The organism is Nostoc sp., from assembly GCF_036917375.1.
Taxonomy (GTDB): Bacteria; Cyanobacteriota; Cyanobacteriia; order Cyanobacteriales; family Nostocaceae; genus Nostoc.
The window spans coordinates 100,390-119,801 of record NZ_JBALDN010000096.1; the positions used below are offsets into that span (position 1 = coordinate 100,390).

The window sequence follows — 19,412 nt, forward strand, 5'->3', positions numbered from 1 at the left end:
CAGGTTAAAATTGTCTATTTGGTAACACAAGACCATCAGAAAATTGTAGAAAAGTGTATTTCCTTGGCTCGATAGTGGTGCTAACCTCAATTTAAAGGATGTTATTAGCCTTTATCTGCTAGAGTTTCTGACTTTCAGCAAATTAGATAATTTATCAATAACAAAATCGCTAGGAGTGCGATGATGATGTCACAGTCCCCTATGACAAGACCAGAAATAGCTGCTGGAACTCTAATCGATAACCGCTATATAATCCAAAAACTTCTAGGACAGGGAGGATTGGGACGAACTTACTTAGCATTTGACACTCGTCGGTTTAATGAAGCCTGTGTTCTCAAAGAATTTGCACCCATTGGCACAGGTGAAAGTGGACTGGAACAATATCGGAACTTATTTAAAAGAGAGGCAAAAATTCTTCATCAATTGCAACATCCTCAAATTCCCAAGTTTTTGGCTTGCTTTGAAGGAGACGGTCGACTATTCCTAGTACAAGAGTATGTTGATGGTAAAACATATTCCAGACTGCTAGGAGAACTGCAACGTCAAGGAAGAAATTTTTCTGAAGACGAAGTTATACAGTGGCTAAAGAATCTGCTGCCTGTTTTGGAATATGTTCATCAGCACAATATCATCCATCGAGATATTTCTCCAGACAACATCATGTTACCCGATGGCAAGGATCTGCCAGTGCTGATCGATTTTGGGGTAGGCAAGCAAATTGCTGACATGAACGAGGGGAGAAGTTCCAACCAACAGGTAACGTTTGTTGGCAAAATGTCCCTTGTAGGCAAAGTAGGATATGCTCCTCGCGAACAAATTAGTTTGGGTTTATGTTCGCCCTCTAGTGACCTTTATGCTTTAGGTGTAACTGCTATTGTATTACTCACAGGTAGAGATCCATCATTATTAATGGATCAATACTCACTTGAATGGAACTGGCGTGATTATACCTATGTTACTGATGAGTTTGCTCAAGTACTTGATTGTATGTTGGAAGATAGGCCTAACAAGCGATACCAAACAGCCAGCGAAGTTCTTCGAGATTTAGAGTGTATTCGAGAACCAGAAATGGCAATGTTTTCTGCAATCATGGTTGATGATTTACCAGCCACGGTATTTAACCCTGAATTTCAGGCTATGTCGGCTTTATCGCAGTCATATAACCAACCTGAAGAAACAATTTTTACTTCACCTACTAGTCCACAAAATGGACGACACATTGAACCACAACAATCTTCACTCCAACCAGCATTTATCAAACATTGCCAGCAAGAATTAGCCTACCACATCGGGCCAATGGCAAATCTGATTATAGAAGAAATACTAGCTCACAATCCTTATATTTCAGCCGATCAATTTATTGAACTTGTAACTAAGGAAATTCCTAACTTTCAAGCAGCTTTTGAATTCAAAAAAAGCTTATTTTCATAGAGATTTAGACATCATGAAATTGAGGAATAATTTTTAATCTTTTAACTAATTCTGTCAGTTGAAGTCAAGAGAACTCATAAAAGTAACAAGGTTTTTTGGCAAAGCTAAACGCAACGTCTTCTACAGAACTTCATGACGTTAGCGTAGCGGTAGCTAGTCCACGCACCCTACGGGGAAGCAAGCTAAATGTAGTGTCTCGTAGAGAGCATCATTACGAATTATTGTAATCGCTTGTACCTCCTTGAGTACGTTTGATTCTTTTCATCGCCATTTCTAAACTTAACTGCATCCGTTTAAAAGCTCTAGCTAAATTACCGATTTCATCATTAGACATCTGCTCAAATTCAACTTCCATGTGTCCCGTACTAACTTCTTCGGCTATGCGAGTCATGCGTTTGAGAGGAAGCACAACTTGTCGATTCAAGAACAAGTTGACTAACAGGATAGTCGCTATAAATATAGCTGATACAATCAAGATAATTAGTAAAGAAGACTGATTTGCTTTAGTGATGACATTCTTGGCAGGTACTGATATAATCTGAGCGCCAACAATTTCATTAAGCTTCCACCCAAATCCATTAGCAGCACCATAAAGACTAATCATACTTTGAGGTGCAGCTTCAGGTACACTATGACAGACCAGACAGCTTTGTTCAGACACTGCTAAAGGACGAGCAATATAAAAGATATCCCCTCCAGGAATTGAGCGAAATCCACTAACTTCTTTAAGGTCTGATTTATTTCTGAACTGTTCTACAATTTCCGTCTCAAAACCGTCAGCCTTATCCCGAAGATTTGTGGGATTGAGAGTTGCTTCTTTATAAAAGAAATCACGGTAGTCTGTTGTTTTCCGTAAAATTTCAAACACTTCTCGTGCTGAATATCCAGGAACGGTTTGTGGCAAAAATTCAGTAGCCAATTTATCAACTAGCTCTGGATTCACTTGAGTACTGGTGTATTTACGAACAGAACTCATTGTTTGGATGAGCATGAGACCAGTGGAGCTAATATCTTGTTTAGCATTCTCTCTCAGTAGAGAAGAAAGAGTAAATCCACTCAAGCTCAGACCAAATGTCAAAATTACCAGTAGCAGAATTGTAAATTTTTGTTTCAAATTGAGATTCTTTAGCATAATTTTAGATTACCTACAAGTCAAATTATTATGAATAAATATGTCTAAAGTTACTGTTTACTCTAGCATGAGCAATGAACTTTCATATTTTCGTATGAAGGCATAGTTTAGGCAAAACGATGAGGGTATATTAAAACTTTATACTATTAGTAATTATTGAGGTTAAGGAAAATGTTATCTAAGTAACTAAGTTCCAAAAAGCTACAACAGCAATTCAAATGGAATTCCCACAAATTCGTGTTGGCTGTTCTGATACCGTGCCAAAATAAATACCAGCAATTGTCAAATATTACTAATGGTGTGGAATGCAGGAAAGTCTTTATTCGGGGGACGCTACATTATTGAAAGCCAACTAGGTGAAGGTGGAATTGGCATTACTTATCTTGCCAGAAATCAACGAAATCAACAGCGAGTGATTAAAACCCTCAAAGAAGAAATCCTGAATCACCCCGCCTGGATACTCCACCGAAACAAGTTAAGGCAAGACTTTCGTGATGAAGCAGTACGGCTGGCTGTGTGCCACCATCCTCATATAGTACAGATAGAAACCATCTTTGATGAAGGGAATTTGCCCTGCATGGTGATGGATTACATCGAAGGGGAAGACTTAGCACAGCGCTTGAGGCGAATAGGGGTGCTATCAGAGGCAGAAGCACTACTTTACATCCGGCAAATTGGCGATGCTTTGACCCTAATCCATTCTAAAGGACTGTTGCATCGGGATCTCAAACCACGCAACATCATGATCCGCATTGATAAATTAGAAGCAGTGCTGATAGACTTTGGCATCGCTAGAGAATTTATTCCTAATACGATCCAAAGGCATACAGTGTATCGTACTCCTGGTTTTGCCCCACCTGAACAGTATGAATCAGAAGCACCGCGAGGAGAATACATTGATATTTACGCCCTAGCCGCTACTTTGTATAACTTGCTTACCGCAGTTGTACCAACTAGTGCAGATGATAGACGTCACAATATCAATTTAGAACCACCACAATATTTTAATCCCAACATCAGCAACAGGGTAAATCAGGCTATTATGTGCGGCATGGATCTGGAGTCAACGTATCGTCCCCAGTCTGTGCAGGAGTGGTTGGATTTATTAGGTCCTGAAACTGGGAAAGATGTAACCAAAATATCATCTAATTTAGCGATCGAGCCTAGACTGCAACTACCTGTACCTGTTGTATTAGATCGGCAGAACTGGCAATGCGTACAGACCCTCAAAGGTCATTCTAGTATGGTTCATGCGATCGCCATTAGCCCAGATGGGCAATTTCTTGCTAGTGGCAGTAATGACAACACCATCAAGCTTTGGCAAGTGGGAACTGGCAAGTTAGTGCGTCAAATGGGTCGTTGGTCTTCTAGTCATTCCAGTATGGTTAATTCCGTCGCCTTTAGCCCAATCTCTTCAAACATTTCTTATCAAGGCGAGTCCGGCAAATCTGCGGGAGTTGCAGACCTGAACCGAGGAATTTTAGCTAGCGGGAGTTGGGATAATACAATCAAATTGTGGTATGTCAACACGGGTAAAGAAATTCGTACTCTTACCGGTCATGCTAATTGGGTGAATTCCGTTACTTTTAGTCCAGATGGTAAGTTTTTGGCTAGTGGTAGCGCTGACTGCACAATCAAACTATGGCAAGTACACACAGGCATAGAAATCCAAACTTTCATAGGACATTCCGACCCAGTTTCGTCAGTCGCCTACTCTCCGAGAACGCCTGCAACCAATAGCCAGGATAGACAACTGGTGGCTAGTGGCAGTAATGATTACACTATAAAACTGTGGCAAGTATACACAGGCAGAAACATTTACACATTCACAGGCCATTCTTTCTTTGTCAACTGTATCGCCTTCAGCAAAAATGGGGAAATAATCGCCAGTGGCAGTGGTGACAACACGATTAAACTGTGGCATGTAAATACAGGCAGAGAAATTCGTACTCTCATTGGTCATTCTGATTCAGTTTGGTCAGTCGCCTTTAGCCAGGATGGACAATTTCTGGCTAGTGGCAGTTGGGACAACACAATCAAACTGTGGCACATACATAGTGGCAGAGAAATCAGCACACTTACAGGGCATTCCAACTATGTTAGATGTGTCGCCTTCAGTCCCGATGGCCAAACCCTAGTTAGCGGTAGTGATGATGACACTATTAAAATTTGGCGAAGGGGTAGTAAATAATTTGTAATTTTTCTATAAATCTACAGATAGAACTGCGATCGCCCCAAATTTGTGACAATAATGACGGCAACCGTTATTTTTGAACAAAAATAAATTATATGGGCTTTGGTATTGGTGATTTATTTTGGATTTTCCTCCTTCTGACTTCTTTGCAACCCCTTTGGCAAAAACGTCAAATAGAATATCGGCGCTTACGTGCTTTACAACAGTTCCAGCAGGAACGCAAAAGTCGAGTGATTTTACTGATTCACCGCCAAGAGTCCATTAGCTTTTTGGGAATTCCCCTATCTCGCTACATTACTATTGAAGACTCAGAACAAATATTGCGAGCAATTCGCCTCACACCGCCAGATGTAGCAATTGACTTAATTTTGCACACTCCTGGCGGTTTGGTTTTAGCTACCGAACAAATCGCCAGAGCATTGATTCGCCACCAAGCAAAAGTCACAGTTTTTGTACCTCACTATGCGATGAGTGGCGGTACAATGCTTGCCCTCGCCTCTGATGAAATTATTATGGATGCTAACGCTGTCTTGGGTCCAGTCGATCCCCAACTGGGTAACTACCCAGCAGCCAGTATCCTGAAAGTGGTTGAAGATAAACCCATCAGTGAGATTGATGACCAAACCCTAATTATGGCCGACCTATCGCGCAAAGCAATTGGGCAGGTACAGCGGTTTGTACGAACTTTGCTAAAAGACAGTATACCTAAACAAAAAGTTCTCCCAGAAAATATCGAACCGATTATCGAAGCCTTGACAACTGGGCGCGTCACCCATGACTATCCCATCACTATTGAAGAAGCAACAGAAATGGGGCTGCCCGTAACCGTCGGACTGCCCCATTCTATTTACGATCTCATGGATCTGTACCCACAGCCACAAGGAGGACGACCTAGCGTGCAGTACATTCCTATGCCTTACAATGACCGCCGTCCAATTCTACCTACACCCAAGGGCAGACCCTTAGAAGAACCAAATCAGATGACTTGAGCGGCTTTGGGGTAGGAGTCTTTTCTGGCAACTAGGGTGTCGCTGTTGGTGTAGCTGTCGGTGTAGCTGTTGGTGTAGCTGTTGGCGTCGCTGTTGGCGTCGCTGTCGGTGTAGCTGTTGGCGTCGCTGTTGGCGTCGCTGTTGGCGTCGCTGTCGGTGTCGCTGTCGGTTTAGCTGTCGGTTTAGCTGTTGGTTTAGTTGTCGGTTTAGTTGTCGGTTTAGTTGTTGGTTTAGTTGTCGGCTGACTGAAGACTGTCTTTGCTTCTTCATTCAGCTTTTGGCGGAGTGCTAAATTAGCAATTCCAGTTTCTTGCAACTGATATTTCTTCTGATACTCCTTCACCACTTCTTCCGTGCGAGAACCATAAAAATGATCGCGCGGCAGGGGAGGATTTGGCTTCACCACTGCATTCAAATTTCTGTGCAAAATTTGAACGATGTTAGCAGCAAAATCTTGGGTTTTTGGCCCTGCGATGCCATCAACAGGTTTTAGCTTGTAACCAGTCTGAAATTCTCGAATTGCCTTTTTAGTTTCCTCGTCTGTCAAAGCAGTATTTGTTACCTTGACGTTATAGCCTAATCCCCGCAATACTTGACGGAACTGCTGGGGCGTATAACTTTTTTGAGGGGCTGCAAAACCTGTGTCTGCAATTACCAAACTAGCAGTCATTAGGCAAGTAACAGCAAAGGTTGCGCTTGATTTTCCAAACCCACACCACATACTTAAAAACTCCTTTGGGTCAAATCAGCAGGATCATAAACGTTAACAGCTGCATTTTAAGTTTGTTTAATAACTTTTTTCACGATGATTTAATGAATTTTGAAAAAATTGTGATTTTTTTTGTTAAATTTAGCTAGATATTTAAACAATAATTTCTGTCATCCATCAAAAGAAGTATCTTGTCTTAGCAAAGATACAGCGGTTATCATTTGAAGCGAATATACCCTTTTAACCCTAAACTGCCTTAGAAAATCATATCTGTGCATTGGCGTCCACTGAAGGTGAAAGGCAGTCTCTTTACCTGTGGTTGTGCTGTAATGAGGAGTATTTTCAGCCTATGGTTGGAAAAGAGGTTTTAAAAAAGTTTTGTTTTGGGCTGAAGTTGACACCCATAACAGATGTGTACTTGTACTGGGGTCTACTCGACTGGAAATTGCTGTAATTGGTTAGAAAAGGCAAAAAATTAATAAATGAAAAAGTTTATGTTTTAAACACCTCAAAAAGTATCATATATTACAGAAAATGAAAAATATAAAATCTTCTAAACAGCGTAATCTTTGGTTTGAGAGATTAATGGCAATTACTGCCGCCGTAAATTTAGGTTTAGTGTTGTTTGATTTAAGTTACGTACCTTGGCGAGATTTCTACTTGCGCAAACTTCCCCAAATTACTAAGATTTATGACCCAATCAAAGGTATTGAAAGTCATCGAGACACAAAAAATTATCTAGAAACAGTAGATGCATTAGAGGAACAAGTTAGACAAACAGGGTTACAGTCGCCTCAGGTAAACAGCAGGCTAATACAGATAAGTCGTCTTAGTAGCGAGATGATTGACAGTAACCCGTTTGCGGGAGCGAATAAGAGCGGGACGCTAGAGAAAATCAAACAAAGGATGCGATCGCACATCGGTAAAGAATCTGCAAAACAGTCCTTCGCTACTTTTTGGAGTCAGCCCTATATATCACAAAATGGCTGGGATAAAGAAATTATTTTTTTTAACAAAAGCATCCGCCCTTTGATCGCCAGTAACTACTACCGCCAAATCGGGGAAAATGGCGATTTTATTGATAAATTCTGGCTTATTGACTTACCTTTTCTGATTTTATTTGGCTTAGAATTGCTGGGGCGCACCTTCTTACTCAAACGCCAACATCCTGGTTTTAGCTGGTTAGAAGCACTATTGTGGCGTTGGTACGATTTATTTTTACTACTGCCATTTTGGCGAGGGTTGCGAATCATACCTGTATTAATTCGCCTCGATCAAGCGCAGTTATTGAATCTGCATCCAGTGCGAAAGCAAATTAATCAGGGGATTGTCGCCAATTTTGCTGAAGAACTCACAGAAATTGTCGTCGTGAGGGTGATTAATCAGGTTCAGGGTTCAATTCAGCGGGGTGAATTGACAACCTGGCTCTCACAACAAGAAAATTTACGTCCCTACATAGATATTAATAATGTGAATGAAGTCGAAGCGATCGCAGGTCTTTTAATAAAAACAATTGTCTACCAAGTGCTACCTGATATCCAACCTGCGATCGTTGCCATTCTGCGCCACAACATCGAAACCGTTTTCCATCAAGTCCCCGTCTACCGCAACCTCCAAAACCTCCCTGGCGTGGGACAGGCTCAAACCCAGTTAAGCGAACAACTGGCGACTCAAATCACAACTAATCTTTACAAAACTTTAGTTAGCGCTGTTGAAGATCCTGTAGGAGCAAAACTCACCAGTCAGCTAGTAGAAAGCTTTACTAAGGTATTGGGATCTCAAATCAAGGAAAAACATGTACTCTCAGAAATTCAGAGTTTACTTTTTGACTTCTTAGAGGAAATCAAACTCAACTACGTCCAGCGTTTATCCCAAGAAGACATAGACCAAATTATCGAGCAAACCCGGCAGCTACGAACACAAGCATCAGTTCCCGTGGTAGTGGATAAAGGCATTATTCTTCCAAAAATACGGGAAGGGTAGGGAGAGCAGAGGGGCAGGGGAGCAGGGGAGCAGGGGAGAAGTTGTAGTAAGTTTTTCCCCTCTGCCCCTCCGCACCTCTGCCTCTTGTGCCCAATTCCCAATACACGACTATAAAAGAAATGCGCTAAACTCGAATTAGGCGAATCATCATTTGGTTCGTCACAAGACTTCTTGGAAGATATATCTATCGCAGGAAGTGGGTCGATGCCCACTTTTTTTATTGAATTCTCTCATGGCTCATCCTTTAGTTCCACAAATTATTGATTTGGCGACACCAGTTGCAGAAGAACTGGGATTGGAAGTGGTTGGCGTGGTTTTTCATACCAACCAAAGTCCACCAGTGTTGCGGGTAGACATTCGCAATCCTGAGCAAGACACTGGGTTGAACGATTGTGAGAGGATGAGCCGTGCTTTAGAAGCCTCCTTAGATGCTGCGGAAATCGTTCCAGATACATACGTCTTGGAAGTGTCTAGTCCTGGTATTTCGCGGCAACTGGTAACAGATAGGGAATTTATTTCCTTTAAAGGATTTCCTGTCATTATCTCCACTTCGCCCCCCTACGACGGACAACAAGAGTGGGTTGGTCAGTTGATTCGTCGGGATGAGACAGCACTTTACTTAAATCAAAAAGGTCGTGTAGTCGAAATTCCCCGCTCCCTAATTACTAAGGTGCAGTTAGAGGAGCGCCGATAAACAAAGGGCTATGGCTCAAGAGTTAGAGACTAGAGCACCTTAGCTCAAGGCTAAAGATTAGGAACTAAGGGCTAAAGGTTAGAGGCTAGGGGCTAGAGGTTAGAGATTAGTTTAAAGCTATTCTCTAATCCCTGGCTCTAGTGCGTAGTTTTTAGTCCCTAGTTCCCAGCCCCCACTCAGTAGAGATGCGATTAATCGCGTCTCTCCCCACTCCCTAATTTTTAAAGGAGATTGCTTATGTCAATGGTTACTTTACCTGGATTAAAAGAATTAATTGAAAGTATAAGTCGCGAACGGAATTTACCCCGGCTTGCAGTTCAATCAGCTATTAGAGAAGCACTACTCAAAGGCTATGAACGCTATCGCCGCGCCCAAAATTTAGAGCGCAAACAGTTTGACGAAGATTATTTTGAAAATTTTGAAGTAGAACTCGATATTGAAGGAGAAGGATTTCGCGTTCTTTCTACCAAAACCATTGTTGAAGAAGTAGATAATACAGATCACCAAATTTCTCTAGACGAAGTTCAACAAGTCGCTCCCGAAGCGCAGTTAGGGGACTCTGTAGTGTTAGATGTTACACCCGACCAAGGAGAATTTGGTCGAATGGCGGCAATGCAAACTAAGCAAGTATTGGCGCAAAAATTACGGGATCAACAGCGCCAGATGGTGCAAGAAGAGTTCCAAGATTTAGAAGGAACTGTGCTCCAAGCAAGAGTCCTGCGGTTTGAGCGGCAATCAGTGGTTCTAGCAGTTAGCAGCGGCTTTGGTCAGCCAGAAGTAGAAGCCGAATTACCAAAGCGGGAACAGTTGCCCAACGATAACTATCGGGCAAATGCCACCTTCAAGGTATATCTGAAAAAAGTCTCCCAAGGTCAGCAACGAGGGCCACAGTTGCTTGTGTCTCGTGCTGATGCTGGTTTGGTAGTTTATCTTTTCGCCAACGAAGTCCCAGAAATTGAAGATGAAGTGGTACGGATTGTTGCCGTAGCTAGGGAGGCAAACCCCCCTTCCCGTTATGTCGGCCCCCGGACTAAAATAGCAGTAGATACTCTCGATCGCGATGTAGACCCAGTAGGCGCTTGTATTGGAGCTAGGGGATCGCGAATTCAAGTGGTAGTCAACGAATTACGCGGTGAAAAAATAGATGTAATTCGCTGGTCGCCAGACCCAGCAACATACATTGCTAATGCCTTAAGTCCAGCACGGGTAGATGAAGTACGCTTGATGGATCCAGAGTCGCGGCAAACTCATGTACTTGTAGCTGAAGATCAATTGAGTTTGGCTATTGGCAAAGAAGGACAAAACGTCCGTTTGGCAGCCCGTCTGACTGGTTGGAAAATAGACATTAAAGACAAAGCTAAGTATGACTATGCAGCAGAGGATACCAAATTTGCAGCCGTCAGAACAAAATATCAATCAGAGGAATCAGAGGAAGACGACTCGGACTTTGAAGAAGAATTCGAGGATGAAAATCAGAACGAATTAGAAGAGGAAGATAGTTTTGACAATAACGATGATGAATAATTGATTAATTTTGTAAAGTTTTGATACTGTAAGATTGTAGTCTCAGTCTCAAAAGCTACTTGGTATAAGTAAAAAATAGTAATAATAAACTTATTTTTACTTTCATTATCCTGGACTGCGATCGCAAAGAACGGATGAAACCAAATTATCGGCGCTGTATTAGTTGCCGGAAAGTAGGCTCAAAAGATCAGTTTTGGCGGATTGTCCGCGTCTTTCCATCGGGAAAGGTACAATTGGATCAGGGCATGGGGCGTTCCGCCTATATTTGTCCAGAAACGAGTTGCTTACAAGCGGCTCAAAAAAAAAATCGACTAGGGCGATCGCTACATGCATCAGTGCCAGAAGCGCTGTACCAAAGCTTGTCGCAACGTCTAGCCCGCAGTAATACCCAAAACCAAATTTAGTTGGAACAACTTTGTGACGTAATCATTAGAGGAATTGTGTCGAAAGCCGAAGTCGCGCTTTCATCACACTCCCCGTCGATCGTTAAGGTTAGTGCCAAAATAGTAAATGGGTGTAAAAGGCATTCGGCTCTCCAATAACGAGGGGCCAGGCAACATTCCCAGAACAAAATGTAATCGATTGTGTTGTGGAAGACTCAGAATCAACAAAACAAGAAACTACAAAATGGCAACCTGGTAGCGCTCAGGCGCAGTTCGGCGTCAAGGGTTCCTATAAAAATCTTTTATTTAAGAAATTTTTATGGGTATCCCTCAACCATCATTCCTGGTGGGGATGCCATTATTAAACCGAAACATCTCTCTTTCCTGATTGGAGGCACCGGCAAAAACTGAACGGCAGTCTAAAAACAGTAATCCAAGGATGGAGATGTCGCAAACCAGGCAACCATCCGCTAAAACTGTAAATTAAAGGGGAAGAGTGGATGAACAACGGCAAAGTTAGAATTTATGAATTATCAAAGGAATTGAATTTGGATAACAAAGAGCTACTAGCAATTTGCGACCAGCTCGATATTGCGGTCAAAAGTCATAGCAGCACGATTTCAGAATCCGAGGCAGAAAACATCCGGGCGGCAGCAGAAAAGCTTGCAGCCACAAATGTGTCAGCCAAAAAGGAACTAGGTACAACCAGCCATAAACCAAATTCACCACCCAACGGCGGACGTAACCGACCTGCTGCACCCCACAAACAGCAAATTTTGGAAATACGCAAACCCAAAATATTGAGAAATACTACTCCCAACGCCCCAGAGGCGTCACTTGCTAACAATACCCAAGCTGCCTTGTCTGAAGCTAATCCTCCCTCTCCTCCACGGCCTTTCGCTACACCAGTCTCACCCCAAAAACCGGCAGCACCAACTCGACCTGTGCCCCGGACTCAATCTGAGACTCAAGAGCAACCTCTGATCGCTGACTTGGAACAAACGCCTAATCCAAATCCGGCACCGGAAAAAATAGCATCCCAAAAACCGGAAAAAACAGTTTCACCGAGACCAAAATCGGAAAAACCGATCAAACCACAATTAGTTGCTCCTCCAGCCAGACCGGCGGCAGAAGAAGCGCAGGTGGTGGCAGATGAGGCGCCAGTATCTCAGGCAGATAAACCAATCCTCAAGCGCGACCAACGGGTACGGCCCGCAGAAGGCGATCGCGAACAAATTAAGCCAAGAGTCGCGAAACTGCCAACAGACCAGTCTCCACCAGGTGCGCCACAAAGGACAAGTCGTCCCACCCCTGCACCCAGCAGACCAGAGCAGAGAGGCAATAGACCATCTGCACCATCACAACTGGGAGAGGGACAAAGACCAAGGCCTGCACGCCCAGGTGAAGCAGTAGCAGCGGCAATGCCGATCGCTACTCCACCCAGACAGATGTCAGGCATAGCGGGCAAATCTCAAGGATTGGGTGATGAACCAGTCACACCGCCGGATCTCCTCGATTTGAAACGCCCAAGTCCGCCTCGACCGACCAAAGGCGGCAAAAAGTGGGTAGAAGAGGAAATAATTGACGAAGTTAAAGAGAAGGCAAAAGCTGGCGTCAAAGGCAAGCGGATCAAACCCATACTTGATGATGAGTTTGAAGAAGATTTGCTTGATGATGACGATATAGATTCACCAGCCACAGTCCAAGTCAGTCTTTCTATCGCTCGTCCTCCCAAACCGAAAGCGACTCGACCTGTACAGATGCCAGGTGCAACCCTTGCTAGCGCCCCAACTGCAAGAGCCAGAAAGTCTGGTTCCAGGTCTGGTTCCAAATCTGGTGGGCGCGACCATCAAAACCGTCGCCAAGAAACCGAGACAAAGCGCGATCGCCCCGAAAAAGTGACGATCACAGGGCCGTTGACTGTGCAAGAACTGTCTGACGTTTTAGGTGTTGCCGATACAGAGATTGTCAAAATCCTGTTCCTGAAAGGTATGGCGGTGAGTATCACTCAAAATCTAGATATTCCCACAATTACCCTGGTAGGAAAAGAACTAGAAATAGAAGTTGAAACCGTCGAACGAGAAGCAGAAGCTCGGAAAATCACGGAAATGGTCGGTGCAGAAGACCTAGAATATCTCCACCGCCGTCCGCCAGTCGTGACAATTATGGGTCACGTAGACCACGGGAAAACAACTCTGCTCGACTCAATTCGCAAAACTAAAGTGGCTGCTGGCGAAGCTGGCGGGATCACTCAACACATCGGTGCATACCATGTGGATGTCGAACATGAGGGCAAACCACAGCAGATAGTCTTCCTAGATACTCCTGGTCATGAAGCCTTTACAGCTATGCGGGCACGAGGAGCGCGGGTAACAGATATTGCCATCTTAGTAGTGGCTGCTGATGATGGTGTCCGTCCCCAAACCATTGAAGCCATTAGCCACGCCCAAGCCGCAGGAGTACCAATTGTAGTTGCAATCAACAAAATTGATAAAGAAGGGGCACAGCCAGAGCGGGTTAAACAAGAACTTACCCAGTATGGTCTGACATCAGAAGACTGGGGCGGTGAAACAATCATGGTTCCCGTAAGCGCCATCAGAGGTGAAAATCTGGATACGCTCTTAGAAATGATTCTCTTAGTAGCAGAGGTTGCAGAACTATCTGCCAACCCAGATCGCACCGCCAAAGGAACTGTCATTGAAGCACATCTGGATAAAGCTAAGGGAGCAGTTGCTACCTTGCTAATTCAGAATGGTACCCTGCATGTGGGAGATATCTTAGTCGCTGGCTCTGCCTTCGGTAAAGTCCGGGCGATGGTGGACGATAGAGGTAAGAGAGTAGACATTGCTTCTCCTTCCTTTGCAGTCGAGGTACTAGGTTTAAGTGATGTGCCGGCAGCCGGCGACGAGTTCGAGGTCTTCCAGAACGAAAAAGAAGCCAGAGCACTCGCTAGCGATCGCGCAGACAGACAACGCCTATCCCGCCTGTTACAGGGACGTGTTACCCTCACAACTCTGTCGGCTCAAGCACAAGAAGGCGAGTTGAAAGAACTCAACTTGATCTTGAAAGGAGACGTACAAGGTTCGGTGGAAGCCATTGTGGGAGCGCTCAAGCAAATCCCGCAAAACGAAGTCCAAATTCGGATGTTGTTGGCTACTGCTGGGGAAATCACCGAGACGGATATCGATTTAGCCGCTGCCAGTAATGCTGTAATTATCGGCTTCAACACTACCTTTGCCAGTGGCGCTAGACAAGCCGCCGATGAAGCAGGTGTTGATGTCCGGGAATATAACGTCATCTACAAACTCCTAGAAGATATCCAAGATGCCTTGGAAGGTCTTTTGGAACCAGAGTTGGTGGAAGAACCCTTGGGCCAAACCGAAGTCCGTGCCGTCTTCCCAGTCGGTCGTGGTGCGGTTGCTGGTTGCTACGTTCAATCTGGCAAGCTAGTTCGCAACTGCAAAGTCAGGGTGCGACGTGGTGGTAAGGTGATCTATGAAGGCGTTCTTGACTCCCTAAAACGGATGAAAGAAGATACTCGTGAGGTCAACGCCGGCTATGAATGTGGCGTCGGCATGGATAAATTCAATGATTGGGTTGAAGGTGACATCATCGAAGCCTATCAAATGGTTACAAAGCGCCGCACTCTCACCTTAACGAGATAGTGTTCGGGGTAAAATGGTTAGAAGTTAGGAGTGGTAAATTAAGAGTTAGGAGTTAAAAACTGCTAATTCTTAACTCCTAACTCTTAACTCACAATTTTTTATAATATGCATTCATTTCGCTCTGAACCTATTTTGTGGATTCACGTCGCTGGATTGGCGACGTTGCCTGTTTTTTTAGTACTCTGCTTATTGTTTTTGTCTGTAGGCGAGCCATTTTTGCCAGTTTGGATGGAGCTATTCCTAGTTGCCGCCATTGGTGTTCTCCCCCTGCTATGGATGCAGTTGCGTCGCCCTTTTTATATATTTGCTCTTTTAGGAATAGCCCAAAAACCAGAAAATCTGACTGAGCGGCAGCGAAAAATTCTCTGTTTAATTAATACAAAATCAAATCGTATTCTGGCATTGGTGGCATCAGTCTTGTCGGTCTGGATACTGTGGTATCTTTACCAAATTGCCCCATTAGTAGCAGATTCAGCGAAATTCCTCCCACAATGGCGCAGTCTTGCACTAGTGCTAGCGGGATTAGCCTATTTGGGCGGCAATCTTTTTTTACAAATACCTGTGAGTGTAATGCGAGTTTTGGTGACTAATGACACAGAATTCGCTGGCATAGAGCCATTATCTTTAGAAAAGATTAAGCAAGATTTCACCATTTTAGGAGTGCGGGTTAATCAAATCGTGCCCCGATTATTGCAATCCTTGTTTAGGATGAATACAGATTCGTAGTAGCCCGTAAAGTATATTATTTAACTTTAAAGAGCTACAAATAAATAGCAGAGGAGCAGGAAAGGCAGGGAGATGAATTAATAATCAATGCCCCATGCCCAATGCCCAATGCCCATTCACCGTTGAAGTTAAAACAAAGGAATGAGAAACTATGGCTCAAATTCCAGCTTATAGCGATCGCCAATTTTCTGCCGATAGTGAAATTTGGTATAGCCTCAAATGTGCGATCTCCACTAGTTCAGGTTTTCAACGCTGGCAACTAGAACGCGATGCTCAATTAGAGGGAATTCGCTTAGAACATCAGGTACAACGGTATTTAAGAGAAACTTTAGAAACTTTAGCTTACTAAAGACCAAATAAATCTTGTAGGTTTGTTTGCAAGCGGCGGAGTTGACGGTATGCACCCTGCAAGCGATCGCCATCAACTTCCACTTCATTTGTGGGATAATTTTTAATAATTTCAATTAGCGACACTTGCCCGTCTTGATTCGCAGAAAGTACCAAAGCGGCTCGTAAAGCTTGCCGATTTGCTGTTTGAGACGGTGTAGAAATAACTTGACTAATTTGATCCAAAATAATATTACCAATTTGGCTATTCAGCACTTTATCTAAAAATACAGAGTTTACCTTCACAGGCTTTGTTAAATACTGACGAATAGCTTTGGGGTCTTGTCGCGCCAAAGCTACATTAACTTTTAGTAAACCTGAGAGTTCACCTGTTTGGGCAAAGGTGGATATTTCCTCTACAGAAAGTGATTCACGGAAAATACCATACTTCAGGACTACTCGTTCTGCCGCAAGGGCAGGAGTGGAGAAAAACAGAAGAGAGATAATGCTTACTAAAACTAAGACGCGACGCAGCCATAAAAAATTAAAATGCATTTTTCCTAATTTCCAATAAGTTTGCTTTTTTCTGCGATCGTATTCCAGCAGAATTAGTTCCAGCATCTAGCTTTAGGGAATACTAAAAATCGCCTCATCTCCATAGTGCCCCTAAGAAAATTTTCTGAATAACCCAATATAACTAATGTATAAGTTCTGTAACCTCTCTAGTAAATTTAGCTGAATCAGTGCTAATCATCCAGTATAGTTTTGCATGGGTTTTAGAGCAGCTACAACGCTGTTATCTTTAACCTTGCTCGACATACCGTAATTCAGCACATCACAGACTCAAAAAATGAAATATCGGGGTTCTCACATTACTCTGGCGAAAAATTTTCGCCTTCTTTCCAGCAGTCATCTCAGATATACTTTGCGGGTAGGATCTGCGCTAACAGCAATACTTGTTGTTTCTATTGGGTCAATACTACTACCTAGTGAGGTTAATGCTGGTGCGACTCATTCAAAAACTATCGCCCCAACTCGCACAGCCCAAGCTCCTGCAACTGCCGCAGCGATTTACGTTAATCCTGCAACTGGTGCAGATAGAGCTGGTGCTGGTGCTACCTCGGCAGCACCCTACAAAAGCATAACTTTCGCTCTCAGTCAAGCCCAAGCAGGTGCTGTTATTCAATTAGCACCTGGTAACTATAACCAAGAAAGTGGTGAAACCTTCCCGATTTTACTTAAACCAGGGGTGACGCTGCGGGGTGATGAAGCTACAAAAGGTCAGGCGATATCGATTACAGGTGGAGGCTTCTACACTAGTCGCACCTTTGCCAGACAGGACATTACCATCCTGGCCGAGCAAGATACCACGATCGCCGGTGTCACCGTTACCAATCCAAATAGCCGGGGTACGGGTGTGTGGGTAGAGTCAACTAATCCAATTATCAAAAACAGTACTTTTACTAACAGTGTCAGAGAAGGTGTTTTTGTTACGGGTACAGGCAATCCCAAAATTGAAAGTAACCTTTTTGTACAAAACAAAGGCAATGGGATTTCAATTGCTAAAGCTGCTCAAGGAGAAATTCGGAGTAACTTATTTCAGGATACTGGTTTTGGTCTGGCGATCGGTGGCACTTCCACACCTCTAGTTGTAGAAAATCAAATTATCGAAAACCAAGACGGTCTTTTTATCTCAGAGTCAGCCAAGCCCGTATTGCGTAAGAATGTCATTCAAAATAATAAGCGAGATGGAGTAGTAGCAACTGTCAACGCTTCACCCGACCTTGGCACTAACGAAAATCCTGGTGGCAATCTTATCCGCAATAACACTCGTTATGATGTGAACAATGCCACTAAAACCAGTAAAATTGTCGCTGTTGGTAACGATATCGATCAGAAAAAGATTTTTGGCTCAGTAGATTTTGTTGCCGCTAGTGTTGATGTACCGCCTGGAGGTCCTGTTGCCTTTAAAGATGTGCCAGCAAATTACTGGGCAAAAACCTACATCGAAGCCTTAGCCTCCCAAAATATTATTGCTGGCTTTCCTGATGGCAGCTTTAAACCCAATGAACCTGTAACCCGCGCTCAATTCGCCACTATTGTCACTAAAGCCCTAAAGCCACCAACTAAACGCGCAGCCATTCAGTTTAAGGATGTAGCAAGCAATTTCTGGGCTTACGCTGCCATTCAATCTGCTTACCAAAGTCAGTTTGTTTCTGGCTATCCCGATGGCACTTTTAAGCCACAGCAGCAAATTCCCAGAGTACAAGCGTTAGTCTCTTTAGCTAATGGTTTGGGCTTAACCGCAAATAATCAAAATATCCTTTCCTTTTACACCGATGCGGCCCAGATTCCTAATTATGCGATCGCTCCTGTTGCTGCGGCAACTGCACGGCAACTAGTAATCAATTATCCCACAGTGAAGCAACTCAATCCTAATCGTCAGGCAACTAGAGCCGAGGTTGCTGCCTTTGTTTACCAGGCACTTGTCAATGCTGGACGTGCCCAACCAATTCCTTCATCCTATTTGGTAACAGCCCAGTAAATGTCTAGTTAGCAAATTGGAAGCGCCAGACTGATAATTTTTTAGTCTGACGCTTCCAAATAATGTGAGTTTTATTAATTTTAGGGTTTTTTAAACATAAAATTTGGGGTCTTTAAATATAGCTGACCCCATTTGAATGTGGTTGGATTTATGGTCAGGGTCTTTATATTGGCTGACCCCGTTTCAATGATTTCTATTTTCTCAGAAATTTTTGCTTTTTAGGATTTCCTAATAATTTTTTTATTTTTTCTTTCTTGATATTTTAATCTTCATCAAAGCATTAATAAATTTGAAGAATATAAAAATATATCAAAAGAAAGTAGTCAAAAATTAACTAGCTAAAATTTCTCCTTTCAGGAATCAGGATTTTTACCCGAATTGGGGGGTTGTTGCCGACGCTGTTCCCAGCGCCAAAGGAAAACCATTAAAGCAACTATTCCTACTTGGAGAGCTAAATTAGGCAAAGCACTCTCAACATTGCGTCCAGCAAGTACTTGGAAGAAAAAGACGAATGCACCGAGTGAACCAGAAGCAGCGAAAGCAATGTAAAAAAATTGTCGTAAACCCCGAAAAGGAGCAGCTATTTCTGCTTTGAGGCTGGCATACTGTTCAGGGTTAAGGCGATTTTTGGGATTTTGATCTACCATGATTAAATCATGTTATACTCTTAGATTGTGTACGCCGATGTGGCTCAGTGGTAGAGCAGCTGATTCGTAATCAGCAGGCCGTGGGTTCAAATCCCATCATCGGCTTTGATAAAAGTATTGCTCAATAGTCAAGTTTGACATAAATCATATTGTACAGTGACTAGTTGTTTGTCTTCGGTGACAGATTAATGTCGCTGTGACAAATTATTGTCATCAAACCTAAATTATTACTAATGATGGTGATTATGTAACAGTACCAGGAATTCAGGTATTTACTACTAATTCGAGAGCGTAGGCGTTGGTGTAGCCTCTCTAAGAGTTGCCCGTCGCAGACATCGCCGCAGCTAAAAATCAAGGCAAACTTATAACTCAATACGGTTCAGTTAAGGCTGAAAATCTTGTAAAGTAAGCATTGTCCCAAGAATGAAAATCAGCGTGTGGAGCATCTCAAAGATTTTTCATT

15 protein-coding genes and 1 tRNA gene are annotated in these 19,412 nt (G+C 43.2%); 12 read left to right on the forward strand and 4 right to left on the reverse strand.

The genetic code is table 11. The annotated features are described in order from the left end of the window. Positions 1-186: 186 nt before the first annotated feature. Positions 187-1,431 (forward strand): serine/threonine-protein kinase, encoded by a 1,245-nt coding sequence (locus tag V7K45_RS26405; protein WP_335007939.1) that lies wholly within the window; start codon positions 187-189, stop codon positions 1,429-1,431. Between the two features lie 211 nt (positions 1,432-1,642). On the opposite strand, the gene V7K45_RS26410 is transcribed toward V7K45_RS26405, so the two are convergent. Continuing rightward, a complete protein-coding gene (locus tag V7K45_RS26410) occupies positions 1,643-2,563 on the reverse strand; it encodes a Tll0287-like domain-containing protein (RefSeq protein ID WP_335007908.1) in 921 nt (306 codons plus the stop codon). Between the two features lie 295 nt (positions 2,564-2,858). On the opposite strand from V7K45_RS26410, the gene V7K45_RS26415 reads away from it, so the two are divergent. Then, positions 2,859-4,754: a serine/threonine-protein kinase gene (locus V7K45_RS26415; protein WP_335007910.1), complete on the forward strand. Its 1,896-nt coding sequence runs from the start codon at positions 2,859-2,861 to the stop codon at positions 4,752-4,754. A 98-nt stretch (positions 4,755-4,852) separates the two neighbouring features. Further along, positions 4,853-5,746 (forward strand): SDH family Clp fold serine proteinase, encoded by an 894-nt coding sequence (locus V7K45_RS26420; RefSeq protein WP_335007912.1) that lies wholly within the window; start codon positions 4,853-4,855, stop codon positions 5,744-5,746. 31 nt (positions 5,747-5,777) lie between these two features. Here V7K45_RS26420 and V7K45_RS26425 read toward each other — a convergent pair whose 3' ends face one another. After that, positions 5,778-6,467: a peptidoglycan-binding domain-containing protein gene (locus tag V7K45_RS26425; protein WP_335007914.1), complete on the reverse strand. Its 690-nt coding sequence runs from the start codon at positions 6,465-6,467 to the stop codon at positions 5,778-5,780. Positions 6,468-6,989: 522 nt separating this feature from the next. On the opposite strand from V7K45_RS26425, the gene V7K45_RS26430 reads away from it, so the two are divergent. The 7 genes from V7K45_RS26430 to V7K45_RS26460 all read left to right on the forward strand — a co-directional run bounded on the left by V7K45_RS26430 (position 6,990) and on the right by V7K45_RS26460 (position 15,779). Then, on the forward strand, positions 6,990-8,438 hold the full coding sequence (locus tag V7K45_RS26430; RefSeq protein WP_335007916.1) for a hypothetical protein: 1,449 nt from the start codon (positions 6,990-6,992) through the stop codon (positions 8,436-8,438). A gap of 232 nt (positions 8,439-8,670) precedes the next feature. Further along, positions 8,671-9,132, forward strand: a complete 462-nt coding sequence (rimP, locus tag V7K45_RS26435; protein ID WP_335007918.1) for a ribosome maturation factor RimP — start codon at positions 8,671-8,673, stop codon at positions 9,130-9,132. A gap of 237 nt (positions 9,133-9,369) precedes the next feature. Then, the gene (gene nusA, locus V7K45_RS26440; RefSeq protein ID WP_335007920.1) at positions 9,370-10,656 is read left to right on the forward strand and encodes a transcription termination factor NusA; all 1,287 of its coding nucleotides are present in this window, start codon (positions 9,370-9,372) and stop codon (positions 10,654-10,656) included. A 134-nt stretch (positions 10,657-10,790) separates the two neighbouring features. Continuing rightward, positions 10,791-11,060: a YlxR family protein gene (locus tag V7K45_RS26445; protein WP_094348539.1), complete on the forward strand. Its 270-nt coding sequence runs from the start codon at positions 10,791-10,793 to the stop codon at positions 11,058-11,060. A 479-nt stretch (positions 11,061-11,539) separates the two neighbouring features. Beyond that, positions 11,540-14,704, forward strand: coding sequence for a translation initiation factor IF-2 (gene infB / locus V7K45_RS26450; protein WP_335007923.1), 3,165 nt, complete (start codon positions 11,540-11,542; stop codon positions 14,702-14,704). A 105-nt stretch (positions 14,705-14,809) separates the two neighbouring features. Then, positions 14,810-15,430, forward strand: a complete 621-nt coding sequence (locus V7K45_RS26455; RefSeq protein WP_335007925.1) for a low-complexity tail membrane protein — start codon at positions 14,810-14,812, stop codon at positions 15,428-15,430. 151 nt (positions 15,431-15,581) lie between these two features. After that, entirely contained in the window at positions 15,582-15,779 is a 198-nt protein-coding gene (locus V7K45_RS26460) for a hypothetical protein (RefSeq protein ID WP_335007927.1), read from the forward strand. Here V7K45_RS26460 and V7K45_RS26465 read toward each other — a convergent pair. Continuing rightward, positions 15,776-16,312: an alpha/beta hydrolase gene (locus tag V7K45_RS26465; RefSeq protein WP_335007941.1), complete on the reverse strand. Its 537-nt coding sequence runs from the start codon at positions 16,310-16,312 to the stop codon at positions 15,776-15,778. The genes V7K45_RS26460 and V7K45_RS26465 overlap by 4 nt on opposite strands. 295 nt (positions 16,313-16,607) lie before the next feature. Here V7K45_RS26465 and V7K45_RS26470 point away from each other — a divergent pair, with 295 nt between their 5' ends. Continuing rightward, entirely contained in the window at positions 16,608-18,302 is a 1,695-nt protein-coding gene (locus V7K45_RS26470; RefSeq protein WP_335007929.1) for a DUF1565 domain-containing protein, read from the forward strand. Positions 18,303-18,655: 353 nt separating this feature from the next. On the opposite strand, the gene V7K45_RS26475 is transcribed toward V7K45_RS26470, so the two are convergent. Then, entirely contained in the window at positions 18,656-18,949 is a 294-nt protein-coding gene (locus V7K45_RS26475) for a DUF3493 domain-containing protein (protein ID WP_335007931.1), read from the reverse strand. Between the two features lie 33 nt (positions 18,950-18,982). Here V7K45_RS26475 and V7K45_RS26480 point away from each other — a divergent pair. After that, positions 18,983-19,054, forward strand: a tRNA-Thr gene (locus V7K45_RS26480). Positions 19,055-19,412 lie beyond the last annotated feature (358 nt).

Coding starts and splice junctions, on each gene's coding strand:
- V7K45_RS26475 (WP_335007931.1), bottom strand. CDS start 18,949: ATGGTAGATCAAAATCCCAAAAATCGCCTTAACCCTGAACAGTATGCC.
- V7K45_RS26410 (WP_335007908.1), bottom strand. CDS start 2,563: ATGCTAAAGAATCTCAATTTGAAACAAAAATTTACAATTCTGCTACTG.
- V7K45_RS26470 (WP_335007929.1), top strand. CDS start 16,608: ATGAAATATCGGGGTTCTCACATTACTCTGGCGAAAAATTTTCGCCTT.
- V7K45_RS26430 (WP_335007916.1), top strand. CDS start 6,990: ATGAAAAATATAAAATCTTCTAAACAGCGTAATCTTTGGTTTGAGAGA.
- V7K45_RS26455 (WP_335007925.1), top strand. CDS start 14,810: ATGCATTCATTTCGCTCTGAACCTATTTTGTGGATTCACGTCGCTGGA.
- V7K45_RS26445 (WP_094348539.1), top strand. CDS start 10,791: ATGAAACCAAATTATCGGCGCTGTATTAGTTGCCGGAAAGTAGGCTCA.
- infB (WP_335007923.1), top strand. CDS start 11,540: ATGAACAACGGCAAAGTTAGAATTTATGAATTATCAAAGGAATTGAAT.
- V7K45_RS26465 (WP_335007941.1), bottom strand. CDS start 16,312: ATGCATTTTAATTTTTTATGGCTGCGTCGCGTCTTAGTTTTAGTAAGC.
- V7K45_RS26420 (WP_335007912.1), top strand. CDS start 4,853: ATGGGCTTTGGTATTGGTGATTTATTTTGGATTTTCCTCCTTCTGACT.
- V7K45_RS26425 (WP_335007914.1), bottom strand. CDS start 6,467: ATGTGGTGTGGGTTTGGAAAATCAAGCGCAACCTTTGCTGTTACTTGC.
- V7K45_RS26460 (WP_335007927.1), top strand. CDS start 15,582: ATGGCTCAAATTCCAGCTTATAGCGATCGCCAATTTTCTGCCGATAGT.
- rimP (WP_335007918.1), top strand. CDS start 8,671: ATGGCTCATCCTTTAGTTCCACAAATTATTGATTTGGCGACACCAGTT.
- V7K45_RS26415 (WP_335007910.1), top strand. CDS start 2,859: ATGGTGTGGAATGCAGGAAAGTCTTTATTCGGGGGACGCTACATTATT.
- nusA (WP_335007920.1), top strand. CDS start 9,370: ATGTCAATGGTTACTTTACCTGGATTAAAAGAATTAATTGAAAGTATA.
- V7K45_RS26405 (WP_335007939.1), top strand. CDS start 187: ATGTCACAGTCCCCTATGACAAGACCAGAAATAGCTGCTGGAACTCTA.